Consider the following 15104-nt stretch of genomic DNA (forward strand, 5'->3'; position numbering starts at 1 on the left):
CGTCAGCTCACGTCTCGAACTTCGTTGTCGGTGTCCACGTCTTCGATGACCGGCCACCCACCTGCGCGCAGCCTTTCGGTGACACGATCGACGTCGTCCTCGGACGGCTCCTCGTTGAGGATTCCCTCGATGATGGCGCGGATGGTGTCGTAGTCGACATGGCGGTCCGGAACTTCGTGTGCCGACTCGATGGACATCGAAACGACCTGCTCGATCTCCTCGTCCGTCAGACGACGACGGAGAACGGCGAGCAGCGCAAAATGATCCTTGTCCGGGATGCCCTCGGGATACCCGGCACGCAGCCAGTCGAGCACGCTGCGCAATGAATACTTGCTCAAATCCTCGGCCTCATTTTCGTTTCGGTGGTTTCAGTGGTGTGCCGCGACGACCACTCAGAAGACGTGGATTCCGAACGTGCTGGCCAAGAAGTTCTTCATCAACAACAGTATTCCGGCGAAGATCGTGACGAGCACGACCGCAAAACAGAGGTACGCACCCATTTTACCCAGGGTGGACGGTCCTTCGGTGCCGTCGGCGTTCGGCAGACTCAGCGACTTGAGGCCGAAGGCGAAGATCGCCGGCAGTCCGGCTCCGAAGAGCAGTCCGACTGCCACTACCTGCCAGAGCGAATCGAGGGTATCGGTGAGTAGATGCATTCTCTTGCGCCCCTTTCAGGAGTTGCGAGTGGGTTCGGTGGACGGAGTGGGATCAGCAGTCGGAATCTCGCGAGCCGTCGCATCCGGATTCTCGTCCCATTCGGCGGTCACGTTGGCGGCGTCTACGGGTTCCTTACGCGAACGCAGGTACATGAAGATCGCGAACGCGATGAGGGCAGCGAAGACGACGAGCACGCCGGCCAGGCCGCCGATCAGATGCGCGAGTGCCCAGCAGATGGCGCCGACCACTGCGGCCGACGGCAAGGTGATCAACCAGGCGGCGGCCATCCGGCCTGCGACGCCCCAGCGGACCTCGGCGCCCTTGCGCCCGATGCCGGTACCGAGGATCGATCCGGTGGCGACGTGGGTGGTCGAGAGGGGGAGTCCGAGGTGGCTCGACGTGAGAATGATGGCTGCGGACGACGCTTCGGCTGCCAGACCCTGCGGCGCTGCGATCTCGACAAGGCCCTTGCCCAGGGTGCGGATGATGCGCCAACCGCCCAGGTAGGTGCCGAGAGCGATCGCGACGGCACAGGTGAACTTCACCCAGAACGGCATCTCGGTCTCGGCGGTGATGGTGCCGTGAGCGACCAGGGCCAAAAAGATGACGCCCATAGTCTTCTGGGCGTCATTGGTGCCGTGCGCAAGTGAGATCAATGAGGCGGTGCCGATCTGGCCGAAACGGAAACCGCGCTCACGCTCGTCTTCCTTGACGGATGCGGTGATTCGGTACACGAGCTTGGTACCGACGCCTGCGACCAGGGCCGCGACGACCGGCGCGAGGATCGCGGGGACGACGACCTTGGTCAGAACTCCACCCCACTCGACGCCGCCCATACCGATGGAGGCGATTGCGGCGCCGATCAATCCGCCGAACAGTGCGTGTGAGGAGCTCGACGGCAATCCGAGCAGCCAGGTCGCCAGATTCCAGATGATTCCGCCGACGAGACCGGCGAAGACGATCAGCAGCAGATCCTGCCCACTGACCGCGCCGAGGTTGACGACGCCTTTGGCCACGGTCGCAGCGACCTCGACGGACAGGAACGCACCGACCAGGTTCAGGATCGCGGAAAGTGTGACCGCAACTTTGGGCTTGAGTGCTCCGGTCGCGATGGAGGTGGCCATTGCGTTACCGGTGTCGTGAAAACCATTCGTGAAATCGAACGCGAGGGCGGTGACAACTACCACCAGGAGGATTACGAGCTCTGCGGTCACAACGTGAATTGTGCGTATCGAACGCGTAAAAGTACAGCGAACGGGATGCGAACAGGGGCTCCGCGGAGTACGTCCCCGCGCGTGGGCTGCGGCGCTGCCGTTCGCGATGTGTTCAGCGCCACGAAATCGGAACCCTGTGTGGGACCTCACTTTTTGGTCTCACTCACCGGGAAGGCACATTCGGACCGTTTTAAACGCTGATTACCTACGGGCACCGAGCGCACCGGAACAGGGGTTTCACCCCTGTTTCTCGGTGTCTGTCAGTGAGAAGGAGAGCTCCGACCGTGAAGCCCAACAAGTCCACGAAGCTGATCGTGGCACTCGCCGCGACCGCCGTTCTGGCGTCAGCCTGCGCATCGAATCGTGGTGACGATCCCTACGCCGTCGCTGTCGGCGGACCCGGCGTCAGCGCAGACCTTGCGTCGAGCACATCCGACGCGAAGTTCGGCACCCTCGATTCGCCCTGTGGTGAAGGCGACGCCACCGGCGCAACCGATCAAGGCGTCAGCGACACCGAGATCAAGATCGGGTTCGGTGACGACCGCGGTTATGTGAAGTCTCCTGGGCTGAACAAGGAAATGAGCGATGCGGTGAACGCGCTCATCTCTTGGTGCAACGATCAGGGCGGCATCAACGGCCGCAAGGTTGTCGGTACCGACTACGACGCCGCGATGACGCAGGCCAACTCGGTCATGCAGGAAGCGTGCGCGAGCCAGTTCATGATGGTCGGCTACGGCTTCGCGATGGATCAGACCGCCGAGCAGACGCGTGTCGCGTGCAACCTGGTGTCCGTGCCAGGCTTCACCGTGTCACCCGACGCAGCCAACGGACCGATGACATTCCAGGGTGTCCCGTTCCCGGTCGACTACGCGAACGGTTCGCAGTGGTTCCAGATGGCCGAGATGCACCCCGATCTGGTAAACGACTTCGACGTCGTCAACAGCACGATGCCCACGATCATCAGCTCCACCACGAAGATTCGCTCGATCGCCGAGGCTGCGGGTTTCAAGCTCAAGGATTGCGGCGTCACCCTCAACTACGAGGGGGAATCGAGCTATGTGCCGTTCGCCGAGAAGTACAAGGAGTGCGGCGCGAAGGGGATCTGGACGTCACGATCGGCGAGCCCGTCGGAGCTGAACTTCGTGAAGGCGCTCGATCAGGTCGGGATCGATCCCATCTTCTTCGGTGAAGCCACCTGGTACGGCGCGACCGTCTCCGATTGGAACAAGGACACCGGACTGCTCGACAACCTCAACGCGGGCATGACCTTCCAGATGCTCGAGAACGCGGACAAGGTGCCCGCAGTGAAGAAGTACGTGGATCTGGTCTCCGAGCAGGGTGGCAAGACCGCGCTCCTCGGTATGCAGGCGGCGTCGTCGTTCCTGCTGTGGGCGGCCGCCGCGGACGAGTGCGGTAGCGATCTGACGCGTCAGTGCATGGTGAACGAACTCTCGAACATTCACGAGTGGGACGGCGGCGGATTGCACGCCGTCACCGATCCCGGCAAGAACATGCCGGCCACCTGCGGACTCATGACCTCTCTGAAGGGCAGTACCTACGCGCAGGCGTTCCCGTCCACCGCGGGCGAATTCAAGTGTGACCCCAAGTACCTCGTCGCGACCGACAAGAGCACCTGGGGAACCGAACTCGGCGCTGACCGCGTGTCGACGAAGTACCAGAACGCCAACGTCATCAAGCCGCAGTCCTGATTCTTCCGACTCGGGCGGCGAGCGCCAACCGCCGCCCGAGTCCCTAACGAGGGTTCAGCCATGAACACTTTTGTCACTTTCACGATCCTGGGCCTGGTCCTGGGGTCGGTGTACGCGATCGCCGCCTCCGGGCTGGTACTCACGTACAACACGTCAGGCATCTTCAACTTCGCGCACGGTGCACAGGCAATGCTCGGTGCGTTCATCTACTGGCAGTTGCGCTACGGCTGGGAACTTCCCACCGTCGTCGCTTTGCTGATTTCACTCGTCCTGGTCGGGCCACTGATGGGCCTCGGCCTCTACGTCCTGATCATGAAGGGTCTGCGCGATACCGCCGAGGTCACCAAAATCGTTGTGACGGTCTCGATCCTGCTCGGAATGCTCTCGATCTCGCACTGGTTCTGGCACCCCGAGACCGCTCGGACGATGCAGATGTTCTTCGGCGACCAGTCCAAGATCACGGTGTTCGGCGCGAGCATCCGCTACCACGAGTTGATCTGCATCCTCGTTGCGATCGCCATCGCCGTCGGCCTGCGCATCCTGTTCACGCGCACCCGCGCCGGTGTCGCGATGCGCGGCGTCGTCGACGATCCGGAACTGTTGCGCCTCAACGGCCACAATCCGGAGCGTCTTGCGGCACTGTCCTGGGCGATGGGTTCGACGCTCGCAGTCCTGGCCGGCATCCTGATCACCCCGATCAGTGGCGGCACACTCGAGGCGAACATGTTGACACTCTTGGTGATCGACGCGTTTGCCGCGGCCATGTTCGGCCGGTTGCGCAGCATTCCGCGCACGTTCGTCGGCGCCGTGGTCCTCGGGCTTGCCGGTACGTACGTATTGGCATACTTCCCGACGAGTTGGAGTTGGACATCGAATTTCCGTGTCTCCCTACCGATGATCGCGCTGTTCGTGGTGCTGATCGTGCTCCCACAGGACCGCTTGCGTGGCGCGGTCACCCGTACTCGCGAGCGTTACCACGTGCCGAGCGTGCGCAAGGCCGTCGTCTGGGGCGTGGCCCTGATCGTCATCGTCTACCTGATCCGTCTGCTGATGGTGACCTCCGCCGTCACCACACTGACCATCGGAATGACGTTCGCGATCATCGCGCTCTCGCTCACACTCCTCACCGGCTACGCGGGTGAATTGAACTTGGCGCCGGTGTCTTTCGGCGCCATCGCGACCATCGTGGCCTTCCACTTCGGGATCTCCGGTTCCGGGTTGGCTGCGCACCTCAACCTGTGGGGCATCGTCGTCGGAGTCCTCGTCACCGCAGTCATCGGTGGCCTCGTCGCCCTACCGGCGCTGCGGCTGAGAGGGCTGTATCTCGCGCTGGCAACCATGGCCTTCGGAGTGTTCCTCTCCAACATGGTTCTTCGTGACACCACCGAACACGAGATGTTCGGCATGAAGTACTCGCTGTTCAAGGACGGGAACATCGCCCTCCCTCCGCTGAAGATCGGTCCGCTCGATCTGAGCAACGAGACGGTGTTCCTGATGACCGTGACCGCGCTGTTCTCGATACTCGGCGTCGGCGTCATCGCGTTGCGTAACAGCGGCTACGGGCGCCGACTCGCTGCGATGAAGGACAGCCCGGCCGGTTCGGCCATGCTCGGACAGAGCCTGGTTCGGCTCAAGCTGAGCGTCTTCATGATCTCTTCGGGGATCGCCGGTCTCGGCGGCATTCTGATGTCGAGCGCCATGGGGTCCGTCTCGGGCGAGAGCTTTGCCATCATGGTCAGCCTCTCGCTGCTCATGCTGACCGTCGTCGCGGGTATCGGATACGTCACCGGCGCCCTGTTCGGTGGACTGATGGCCGGAATCGGGTTTGCGGTCATCATGGTCTCGTTCACCAATCTGGCTTCGGCGCAACCGGAGTTGGAGGAAATGTGGCTGCTCTTCGGCAACATCGCGGCAGTCAGCCCGGCACTGATCGGCATCGGCGTCGGCGCGAACCCCAGCGGAACGGTCCACAGCGTGATCGAGGGCTACCGACGGCTCGCCGGTGCCAAGCCTGTTCTGATCGGCGGCGCCGCAGTCGTTCTGCTGACCTACGTCCTTGCTCTGACCGGTGTACTCGGCAACTGGTGGTTCGCGTCCATCACGATCGCGGTGGTGTTCATGCTGCCGGTGATCGGTGAGATGGTCATGCCCAGCGCGGTTCTCACTCCGGAGGAACTGGCCGCCAAAGCGACAGTCGTTCCCGAGGACATCGGGATCGATGTCCCGTACAGCCCCGAGATCCGTGACGAGATCGACCGCGAACTGGGGATTACTCAGTACCAGGGTGGCTCGCCGAAGGAGTTGACCGTCCATGTCTGATACACCACTTCTCGAAACGCGCGGTGTGAGCGTTCGTTTCGGTGGACACGTCGCGGTCAAGGACGTTTCGCTCACCGTGCAACCCGGCACCGTGACAGGACTCATCGGACCGAACGGTGCCGGCAAGACGACGCTCTTCAACACCATCACCGGGCTGCAGAAACCCACCTCCGGTCAGGTGTTCCTCGGTGGCGTCGACGTGACGAAGCTGCCGCCGCACAAGCGGGCGGGGCGCGGGCTGGCACGTACCTTCCAGCGGCTCGAACTGTTCGTCTCGCTGTCGGTGCGTGACAACCTGCGCGTCGCGGGAGACATCCACAAGGCGAACGGCCGCAACAAGATCGACGTGGACGGCGAGACCGATCGCCTGCTGGAGCTGACCGGGCTCACGGATGTCGCGGACAAGGACGTCGCGGACATCCCCACCGGACGGGCTCGCGTCGTCGAAGTTGCACGAGCCCTCATGACCGACCCGCGAGTGCTTCTGCTCGACGAACCGGCCTCGGGTCAGACGGAGCAGGAAACCGAGGTCTTTGCCGAGATGCTCACCGAACTTGCTGCGGGTGGACTCGGAATCTGTCTGGTGGAGCACGACATTCCGCTGGTGATGAAAGTGTGCTCGACCATCCACGTGCTCGACTACGGCGCAGTCCTCGCCTCGGGTGATCCGGAGAAGATCCGGACGGATCCGGAAGTGATCGCGGCCTACATCGGGACCGAGGAGGAGGCGGTATGACTTCAGCGAAAATTGGCGAGGCGAAAATCGACGAGGGTATACGCAGCCCCGACCGCGCCGAACCGTTGCTCGAACTGTCCGGTGTCCGCGCCGGTTACGGATCCATCGAAGTTCTGCACGGGGTGGATCTGGTACTCGAACCGGGCGCCGTGGTGGCGCTACTCGGACCCAACGGCGGCGGCAAGACGTCGACGCTCAAGATCTGCTCGGGCGTCCTTCCGGTCACCCGCGGCGAGTTCCGGCTCGCGGGCCAGGTCGTGAACGGAGTCGAGCCTTCGGAGTTGGCTCGGCTGGGGGTCTGCTCCATCCCCGAAGGACGCGGGATCTTCGCCAACCTCACTGTGCGGGAAAACCTGTGGATCGCCACCGGAACGGGCGTCGGGCTGGCCGAACTCGAAGAGGTTGCGTACGGCAGGTTCCCGATCCTGGGGGAGCGGCGCGGACAGTTGGCCGGATCGATGTCCGGTGGTGAGCAGCAGATGCTGGCGCTGTCACGGGCACTCGGCACTCACCCGACGGTGCTCCTGCTCGACGAGCTGTCGATGGGTCTCGCACCTCGAATCGTCTCGCAGATGTACGACGTCGTCGGCTCGCTTGCAGCCGAAGGCATTTCCATTCTCGTCGCCGAGCAGTTCGCACGAGCGGTGCTGCCCATCGCGACCTCGGCCGCACTGATGTTGCAGGGACGCGTCGTCAAGACCGGCGATCCACACGACATCGAAAACGAACTTTCTACCAGTTATCTAGGAGGATGACGATGACTACTCTCGCCGAAGATCGCCGTGAGGAATTCAAGAAGAACATCGCAGAGTTGAAGCTGGACAAGAAGCAGGCAGGCGGCGACGCGGCGACGCGCATCGCGGGCCTGGTGCTCATGGTCGTCGGAGTGGTCGGCGCCTTCGTCGTCTACATCTCTTCGCTGACGCTCTCGGACCTGCGGGATCTGGTGTCGTACCAGATCCTCACCGTGGTTTTCCTCGCCCTGACAGTGGTCGGTGCCGCACTCTTCCTGGCCGCATCGGTGGCAAAGGTGCTGCGGCTGTGGTTGGTTCGCCAACTGCTCGAGGGCCAGGCACAGACAGATCAGATCTCTCAGGCGCTGAGCACGCGCAACTGATCTCTGCGAAGAACCGACAGATGCCCGCCACGAAAGTCGTGGCGGGCATCTGTCACTGCTCGGCTACAGCGGTGTCTCGACTACCGCGGTGTCTCGACTACGCGGACGGTGGCCGGGAATCGCGTCGGATGGGATGGTCCTCCGGGATCTGCACCATCACGATCGGTGTCCCGTCCGGGTCGGCGATCCACATCTCGTGTAGACCCCACGGTTCCTGTCTTGCCTCGCGCGCGATCTTGACCCCGGCGAGAACCAGTTCGGTCTGAACGGCAGTGAGGTCCCGGACCTGCAGCCAGATCGCGCCGCGAAAGCCGCCCTCGCCGGTGCCGCCGTGCGCAGCGACTTCGATCAGCCCTTGGCCGGCGAAGAAGACTGTGCCGCCGGGATATTCACGAGCGATCGCCAGACCGAGGGTGTCTCGGTAGAAGCTCAGCGTTCGTTCGTACTCGCTCGGGCGCAATATCGTCCGACTGCTCAGAATCTCCACGTCCGACCTCCCTCTCGCACCTACTGTGTCAGAAATACCAGGGATATGGTGACCAGTCGGGATCACGCTTTTCGAGGAACGAGTCACGACCCTCGACGGCCTCGTCGGTCATGTACGCCAAACGTGTTGCCTCACCGGCGAACAGCTGCTGGCCGACCAACCCGTCGTCCTGCAGGTTGAACGCGTACTTGAGCATCCGCTGTGCCTGCGGCGACTTGCCGTTGATCTTGCCGGCCCAGTCGATCGCGACGTTTTCGAGTTCAGCGTGGTCGACAACCTTGTTGACCGCGCCCATCTGATGCATTTCCTCGGCGGTGTACGTCTCACCCAGGAAGAAGATCTCGCGAGCGAACTTCTGGCCCACCATCTTTGCCAGATAGGCGCTGCCGTAGCCGCCGTCGAAGCTTCCGACGTCGGCGTCGGTCTGCTTGAACCGTGCGTGCTCGCGGCTGGCGAGCGTCAGGTCGCACACCACGTGCAGGCTGTGGCCGCCGCCCGCAGCCCAGCCGTTGACCAGGCAGATCACGACCTTCGGCATGAAGCGGATCAAGCGCTGGACCTCGAGGATGTGCAGGCGCCCGGCGCGTGCTTTGTCGACGGTGTCCGCCGTTTCACCTTCGGCGTACTGGTAGCCGCTGCGACCACGGATGCGCTGGTCTCCGCCGGAGCAGAACGCCCAACCGCCGTCCTTCTCGCTCGGTCCGTTGCCGGTCAGGAGCACCGCTCCCACGTCGGAGGTCATCCGGGCGTGATCGAGCGCGCGGTACAACTCGTCGACGGTGTGCGGGCGGAACGCATTACGCACTTCCGGTCGGTCGAAGGCGACGCGAACGGTGCCTTGACTGACGTGCCGGTGGTACGTGATGTCGGTGAGGTTCTCGAATCCGGGGACAGGGCGCCAGAGCTGCGGGTTGAAGGTCACCTCAGCCACGATAGAGGCACGGCTCGCGCGTCTAACGGATACCTGAGGTAGAACACGTTCCCGGGCGCGCTAACGTGCAGGTCATGAGCGAACAAACCGCAGACGGCACGGAGATCGTCACAGACGGTGAGAAGCGGGGCGGATTTCCACGGTTCCGGCACACTCCCGCAGGTCCGGACTTCGGCCGCTTCGTCGAAGCGATGCGCAGGTTGCAGGACCTTGCCGTCTCGACCAATGTTCCCGACGACGTACTCGCAGACATCGCTACGCAAGCCGAAGAGCTTGCCGATCGGTTGACTCCGTACGAGGTCCCGGAAGGCAAGTCGCCCGCAGGCTCGAACATCCAACTGCCCGGACGCGGCAGCCTCCTCATGCTCCCGTGGATGGTCGAGAAGTTCGACACCGAAGGAGTCCGCAGTACCGGCGTCTTCCGTCGCTACCACCTGGGCGGCAACGGCGCCGCTCACGGCGGTGTCCTGCCCTTGCTGTTCGACGACGTCTTCGGGATGACGGTCCACGCGGGTGGCCGTCCGATCTCCCGCACCGGCTACCTCCACATCAATTACCGCGCGATCACTCCGCTCAATCAACAACTGGTGATCGAGGGGCAGGTGGATCGGGTCGAGGGTCGCAAGACTTTTGTCAGCGCGCGCCTGACCGATCTCGACGGCAAGCTCCTCGCCGACGGTGAGGCGCTCATGATCGAACTGCTTCCGGGACAGCCCTGACATGTTCCCCTCGTTCGACGATCTGATCGCGGACGCCGTGGTGCTCGCACTACCGATGCGAGTTCGCTTTCGCGGCATCACGACTCGTGAGGCCCTGCTCGTTCGCGGCCCGGCCGGGTGGGGAGAATTCGCACCCTTCGTCGAGTACGACGACGACGAGGCGTCGCAGTGGCTGCTCGCGGGTATCGAAGCGGCGTGGCTGGGTCCGCCGCCTGCGCTTCGTGACGCAGTTCCCGTCAACGCGACCGTGCCGGCGATCGACGCGTCTGCCGTTCCGGAATTGCTGGAGCGCTTCCCCGGCGCCCGGACAGCCAAGGTCAAGGTCGCCGAGAAGGGACAGTCGCTGGCGCAGGACGTCGCCCGGGTGAACGAGGTGCGTCGGCACATCCCGAACGTGCGCGTCGACGCCAACGGCGGGTGGAGCGTGGACGAGGCGATCACGGCCTTGCGAGCGATCACCGATGACGGTGAACTCGAATACGCCGAGCAGCCGTGTGCAAGCGTCGAGGAACTGGTCAGGGTCCGCGCCGCGGGGACCGGTGTGCGGATCGCTGCCGACGAGAGCATTCGCCGTGCCGAGGACCCGCTGCGCGTCGTACGAGCGGGGGGAGCGGACGTCGCCGTCGTGAAGGTGCCGCCGCTGGGCGGAATGCGTGCTGTGGTGGCGCTGTCGGCGCAGCTGGCGGACTACGGGGTGCCGGTGGTGGTCTCTAGTGCTCTGGACACGGCTGTGGGGATGTCCGCGGGACTGGCGGCCGCGGCAGCGTTGCCCACCCTTCCGTTTGCCTGCGGACTCGGTACCGGCGGCCTGTTCGTCCGGGATGTCGCGGTCACCGGGGCAGCTGTCGACGGTGCTTTGTCGGTGGGTGCCGTCGAGCCTGATCCGGTTCTGCTCGAGACGCTGGCCGCGCCCGCGGACCGGCGCGACTGGTGGCTGGAGCGGGCTCGGCGCTGCCATCGGATACTCGGCAGTAGGGACCAGCCGAATTTCGTATAGTCTCGGGCGCGACCTGATGAACATCAGTGAAGAATGAAGGGATCGAAAGTGGTTGCAGCTCTGAACGAAACCCTGCTCGAGGAATCACGGGTTCCCGCGGTCGTCGCGGACGTGCAGACCTTGATCGACGCAGAGGTTTCGGATAAGTCGGGGGCCTCAGGGCTGGCTCTCAAGGGTGGCTACGGCGCGGTCAAGAAGGTGAGCCCGTCCATCGTGCCGGACGCCGTCACCGCGCTTCTGCCGGCTTTCGTGGCAAAGCTCGAGCCGTACTGGCAGGAATTCTCGGCTTCCGGTGAAGGCAGCTTCGCCGATTTCATCAGCGCCCGCGGTGACGCGGTTGCCGATTCCCTCCTCGAGGTGACGGACGAGCGTATCGAGGGCAGCGACAAGGCCGTCGTCAAGTCGATGTACTCGAAGCTGCGCGGTTCGGCGAAGAAGCATGTGACTGCAGCTCTGCCGCGTCTGGGCGATGTGATCCAGAAGCACGCTGCATAAGCGAACGTAAAACGACGAGTGGCCCGGGAGTTTCTCTCGGGCCACTCGTCGTTTTCGGTGTGTTTGTCAGTGAGCCGAATGTCCGTGGCGCCAGAAGCCGGTGAAGGTGATGTCGGTTTTGGCGAACTTCCGGTCGTTCACGAGGTGCCGACGCAGCCCGGTGGTGAGTGCCTGTTCGCCGGCGACAAAGGTGTACGACGGCCCCTCGGGCAGTTCGGCGGCGCGGACGGTCTCGAGGGTCAGAACACCCGGCGTCGCGTGTTCGTCCTCGCGAACGAGCCAATGCACGTTGACGTTCGCCAACTCCGGAATGTCTTGCTTGTCTTCGATGTTCGGAATCTCGACGAAGACCTCGGCACGCAGGTCTGCGGGCGCGGATTCCAGAATGCCGATGATCGCGGGAAGTGCACTCTCGTCGCCGACGAGCAGTTGCCACTTGGCCTCGGGTGTGGGGTTGTAGATGCAGCCTTCGTCCAAGAGGGCGACCTCGTCGCCGGCCGACGCGGTGTCCGCCCACGCGGATGCCGGGCCGATGTCGCCGTGATAAGCGAAGTCGATGTCGATCTCCGTGGTCTCGCCGAAGAGACCGGATCCGGCAGCACGGTAGGCGCGAATCGTGTAGTTGCGCACGACGGGTCGCGTGTCCTTGGACATCAACAGGTACTGCGCATACCAGAGATTGCTGGCCGCGCTCGGCAACCGGAGTTCACTCTGGCCGACCTGCGGGATGAACATGCGGAACCACTGATCGGCACCCATCGGAGCGATGGTGGACAGCTCTTCGCCGGCAATGGTCACCCGGATGAAGCTGGGGCTGATTCGTTTGTTCGCCACGACCTGCGCCGACACGATGCTGCGTGAGGCCGGTTTCACGAACTTGGCGCGCTTGGCCATGACTGGTTGCTCCCTGATTATCTGTTACTCGTACCTAATCAGGTAACCCTAACCTGATTTATGGTCGCTGTGGAGTGGTGGGTCTGTCCTTTTCGACGACTTCGGGAGGAAGACCCCACTGCGCTCGGCCAAGTCGGCTCATCGGTGCGATTGCCGCGAAGTCCGGCAGGCCGTCGTCGGCGACAGCCTCGGGACGTACTGCGACCGCCACCACATTTCCCATCACGACAAATGAATTGCCGACCTCGACGACCTGGTGGAGCGTGCATTCGATGGCGATCGGGGAGTCGGCGACCCGGACGGGGCGAACCCGCTCGCTCGGCTCGCTACGGATGTTCAACTCGAGAAACTCGTCGGCCTCGGCGTCGTAGAAGGCGGAACTCTGGTTCACCACGTCGGCAAGCCTGGCAGTCGCCAGGTTGATCACGAATTCGCCGGTCGCTTCGATGTTGCGCAGACTGTCCTTGCGTCCGACCGACGTGAACTGCACGATCGGCGGCGCCGAACTTGCCACGGTGAAAAAGCTGTACGGAGCCAGATTGCCGACGCCGTCCGCCGACAGGGTGGACACCCAGGCAATCGGCCGGGGGACCACCGAAGCGGTGAGTAACTGATAGAACCGACGGGGTTCGAGCTCGGCTGGATCGAAGAGTGTGCGCACCCACACATAATGCCGCTGTCCCCGCCCCTGGGCATGCTTGCGCCCGAACATCTGACACTCTTGAAGGCGTGAATCCGTCCACTGCACAAGCCACAGCCGTCGTCGACGAACTGGTTCGTGGTGGCGTGCGTGAAGTCGTGCTGTGTCCAGGCTCTCGCAACGCGCCCCTCGCATTTGCCCTCCAGGCTGCCGATCTCGACGGCCGGTTGCGTCTGCACATGCGGATCGACGAGCGGACAGCAGGCTTTCTGGCACTCGGACTGGCAATCGCCGGGAAACGACCGGTCCCCATCGTGATGACTTCCGGGACCGCCGTCGCGAATCTCGGACCCGCTGTCCTCGAGGCCAACTACGCGCGAGTGCCGCTGGTGGTCCTGAGCGCCAACCGGCCGTACGAGATGCTCGGCACCGGCGCCAACCAGACCGTCGAGCAGCTCGGGCTCTTCGGCAGTCAAGTCCGCGCAACCATCAGCCTGGGCCTGGCGGAGGACGATTCGACGCAGAACAGCCAGTGGCGCTCGGCGGTCTGCCGGGTCCTCGCCGCTGCCCGCGGAACCCGATCCGGAAACGCGGGTCCGGTGCACTTCGACATTCCACTTCGTGAGCCGCTGGTGCCGGACGTGCACGTGCAGGGACCGGTCCCGGAGGGCCGTCCCGGCGGTGCGGCCTGGACCACCACCCAGAACGCGACGCTCGATGTTCCGGTCGATCTGGACCTCACCGCAGATACGGTGGTCATTTCCGGACACGGCAGCGCACTTCGGCCTGAGCTGGCCGGCCTGCCGACGGTGGCCGAACCGACGGCTCCGATGCACGGGATAGCACTGCATCCACTCGCGCTCTCGCAACTCAAGCCCAAGCAGGCGATCATCACCGGCCGCCCGACGTTGCATCGTCAGGTCTCGAAGGTGCTGGCCGACCCAGGCGTCGACGTCTACGCGCTGACTACCGGGCCGCGCTGGCCGGACGTATCCGGCAACGTACTCGCCACCGGAACCAGAGCAGTGGTCACCGGGACTCCCGATCCCGCCTGGATCGCTCGATGCGCCGCGCTGACCGAACACGCCGAAACTGCCGTCCGCAAGCAACTCGACGCCCACCCCAAGGCCACCGGCCTGCACGTGGCAGCTGCTGTGATGGATGCTCTCGCGGACGGCGACCAGCTTCTGCTCGGCGCATCCAACCCTGTTCGCGACGCGGCACTCGTGAGCTACCCCAAGCCCGCCGTACGGGTGCTGTCGAATCGCGGCGTCGCAGGTATCGACGGCACCGTCTCGGCGGCGGTGGGCGCCGCGTTGGCGTACGAGGGCGGCCGGACCGTCGCTCTCATGGGCGACCTGACATTCCTGCACGACGCTTCCGGGCTGCTGATCGGGACCGGTGAGCCGAGGCCGAGCGACCTCACCATCGTCGTCGCCAACGACGACGGCGGCGGTATCTTCGAGCTCCTCGAACAAGGCGACCCGCAGTACGCCGGCGTCTTCGAGCGAGTGTTCGGAACACCACACGGCATGGACCTCGCTGCGCTGTGCGCGGCCTACCGCGTGCCCCACGCAGCGGTCACCGTCGACGCCCTGGCAACGACGCTGGCGCAACCGGCCAACGGCATTCGTGTGCTCGAGGTCGCGACGGATCGCAGTGGGCTGCGCGAACTCCACGCTTCCGTGCGGGCACAGCTGTGACGCAAACGGTTCTGCGTCGTCTCCGCATCGGCGTACTGGTGGTTGCGGTCGGCATTTCCGTGCTCGCGGTGATCCTGGTTCTCGGTGCCTGGCGCAACGATCGGACCATCGAATCGAACATGGGGACCGCAACTGCCGAGGTGCTCTCGGCAGGCTCGCTACGTTCGGCGATCAGCTTCGTGACACCGGACGGCGCCAACCACAACCCTGAACTCGGCGTGCTCTACCCCACCAATCTGACTGTGGGACAACGCATCGAGGTGGAGTACTCCAAAGCCGACCCTGATTTGGTCCGGGTAGCGGGACGCAACGCGACGGTGGCGCTGATCCCGGCAGGATCGGTGATCGTCGTGACGTGGCTCCTGGCTGGACCGTCGATCTGGTACCTGCGCAAGCGGGAAGCGCAGGCGGCAAGTTCGGCGCCGGTCGCCTCGAGTTAGTTCGCGCTTCGCCCGAACTTCACACGAACATGACGTGGACTTTTCC

Annotated in this window: 17 protein-coding genes; 10 read left to right on the forward strand and 7 right to left on the reverse strand. The window is 63.9% G+C overall.

Annotation, left to right across the window (positions count from 1 at the left end):
* Positions 1–2 precede the first annotated feature (2 nt).
* From M1L53_RS12945 to M1L53_RS12955, 3 genes are read right to left on the reverse strand one after another with little or no spacing between them, the layout of a single operon-like run.
* Positions 3–338 (reverse strand): DUF3349 domain-containing protein, encoded by a 336-nt coding sequence (locus tag M1L53_RS12945; protein ID WP_003941853.1) that lies wholly within the window; start codon positions 336–338, stop codon positions 3–5.
* Positions 339–392: 54 nt separating this feature from the next.
* A complete protein-coding gene (locus tag M1L53_RS12950; protein ID WP_003942079.1) occupies positions 393–656 on the reverse strand; it encodes a hypothetical protein in 264 nt (87 codons plus the stop codon).
* A 15-nt stretch (positions 657–671) separates the two neighbouring features.
* Positions 672–1871 (reverse strand): inorganic phosphate transporter, encoded by a 1200-nt coding sequence (locus tag M1L53_RS12955; RefSeq protein WP_007728486.1) that lies wholly within the window; start codon positions 1869–1871, stop codon positions 672–674.
* Between the two features lie 284 nt (positions 1872–2155).
* Here M1L53_RS12955 and M1L53_RS12960 point away from each other — a divergent pair, with 284 nt between their 5' ends.
* Genes M1L53_RS12960 through M1L53_RS12980 form a run of 5 tightly spaced genes read left to right on the forward strand, consistent with a single transcriptional unit; the run spans position 2156 to position 7752 of the window.
* Positions 2156–3580, forward strand: coding sequence for an ABC transporter substrate-binding protein (locus M1L53_RS12960; RefSeq protein ID WP_003942040.1), 1425 nt, complete (start codon positions 2156–2158; stop codon positions 3578–3580).
* Positions 3581–3640: 60 nt separating this feature from the next.
* The gene (locus M1L53_RS12965) at positions 3641–5899 is read left to right on the forward strand and encodes an ABC transporter permease (RefSeq protein ID WP_054187822.1); all 2259 of its coding nucleotides are present in this window, start codon (positions 3641–3643) and stop codon (positions 5897–5899) included.
* On the forward strand, positions 5892–6635 hold the full coding sequence (locus M1L53_RS12970) for an ABC transporter ATP-binding protein (RefSeq protein WP_003942056.1): 744 nt from the start codon (positions 5892–5894) through the stop codon (positions 6633–6635). Before M1L53_RS12965 ends, M1L53_RS12970 begins: the two co-directional genes overlap by 8 nt.
* Positions 6632–7390 carry an ABC transporter ATP-binding protein gene (locus tag M1L53_RS12975; protein WP_054187821.1) on the forward strand — a complete coding sequence of 253 codons (759 nt, stop codon included), beginning with the start codon at positions 6632–6634 and terminating at the stop codon, positions 7388–7390. The genes M1L53_RS12970 and M1L53_RS12975 overlap by 4 nt, the downstream gene beginning before the upstream one ends.
* Positions 7391–7392: 2 nt before the next feature.
* Positions 7393–7752, forward strand: a complete 360-nt coding sequence (locus tag M1L53_RS12980) for a hypothetical protein (protein ID WP_003942018.1) — start codon at positions 7393–7395, stop codon at positions 7750–7752.
* Between the two features lie 97 nt (positions 7753–7849).
* On the opposite strand, the gene M1L53_RS12985 is transcribed toward M1L53_RS12980, so the two are convergent.
* A complete protein-coding gene (locus M1L53_RS12985) occupies positions 7850–8239 on the reverse strand; it encodes a VOC family protein (protein WP_003941917.1) in 390 nt (129 codons plus the stop codon).
* Between the two features lie 28 nt (positions 8240–8267).
* Positions 8268–9161 carry a 1,4-dihydroxy-2-naphthoyl-CoA synthase gene (locus M1L53_RS12990; protein ID WP_024487301.1) on the reverse strand — a complete coding sequence of 298 codons (894 nt, stop codon included), beginning with the start codon at positions 9159–9161 and terminating at the stop codon, positions 8268–8270.
* 83 nt (positions 9162–9244) lie between these two features.
* Here M1L53_RS12990 and M1L53_RS12995 point away from each other — a divergent pair, with 83 nt between their 5' ends.
* From M1L53_RS12995 to M1L53_RS13005, 3 genes are read left to right on the forward strand one after another with little or no spacing between them, the layout of a single operon-like run.
* Complete coding sequence (locus M1L53_RS12995) at positions 9245–9889, forward strand: PaaI family thioesterase (protein ID WP_037129937.1); 645 nt, start codon at positions 9245–9247, stop codon at positions 9887–9889.
* A gap of 1 nt (position 9890) precedes the next feature.
* Positions 9891–10886, forward strand: coding sequence for an o-succinylbenzoate synthase (locus tag M1L53_RS13000; RefSeq protein WP_054187820.1), 996 nt, complete (start codon positions 9891–9893; stop codon positions 10884–10886).
* A gap of 48 nt (positions 10887–10934) precedes the next feature.
* Complete coding sequence (locus tag M1L53_RS13005) at positions 10935–11381, forward strand: DUF6918 family protein (RefSeq protein WP_003941973.1); 447 nt, start codon at positions 10935–10937, stop codon at positions 11379–11381.
* A gap of 66 nt (positions 11382–11447) precedes the next feature.
* Here the strand turns inward: M1L53_RS13005 and M1L53_RS13010 are convergent, their stop codons facing one another.
* Both M1L53_RS13010 and M1L53_RS13015 read right to left on the reverse strand, forming a co-directional pair.
* Entirely contained in the window at positions 11448–12275 is an 828-nt protein-coding gene (locus tag M1L53_RS13010) for a siderophore-interacting protein (RefSeq protein WP_042453072.1), read from the reverse strand.
* A gap of 58 nt (positions 12276–12333) precedes the next feature.
* Entirely contained in the window at positions 12334–12936 is a 603-nt protein-coding gene (locus M1L53_RS13015) for a flavin reductase family protein (RefSeq protein ID WP_054187848.1), read from the reverse strand.
* Positions 12937–13004: 68 nt separating this feature from the next.
* On the opposite strand from M1L53_RS13015, the gene menD reads away from it, so the two are divergent.
* Both menD and M1L53_RS13025 read left to right on the forward strand, forming a co-directional pair.
* On the forward strand, positions 13005–14618 hold the full coding sequence (gene menD / locus M1L53_RS13020) for a 2-succinyl-5-enolpyruvyl-6-hydroxy-3-cyclohexene-1-carboxylic-acid synthase (protein ID WP_003942063.1): 1614 nt from the start codon (positions 13005–13007) through the stop codon (positions 14616–14618).
* Complete coding sequence (locus tag M1L53_RS13025) at positions 14615–15058, forward strand: DUF3592 domain-containing protein (protein WP_007728471.1); 444 nt, start codon at positions 14615–14617, stop codon at positions 15056–15058. Before menD ends, M1L53_RS13025 begins: the two co-directional genes overlap by 4 nt.
* Positions 15059–15104 lie beyond the last annotated feature (46 nt).

It is taken from the genome of Rhodococcus sp. T9N (assembly GCF_024436645.1).
GTDB lineage: Bacteria > Actinomycetota > Actinomycetes > Mycobacteriales > Mycobacteriaceae > Rhodococcus_F > Rhodococcus_F qingshengii.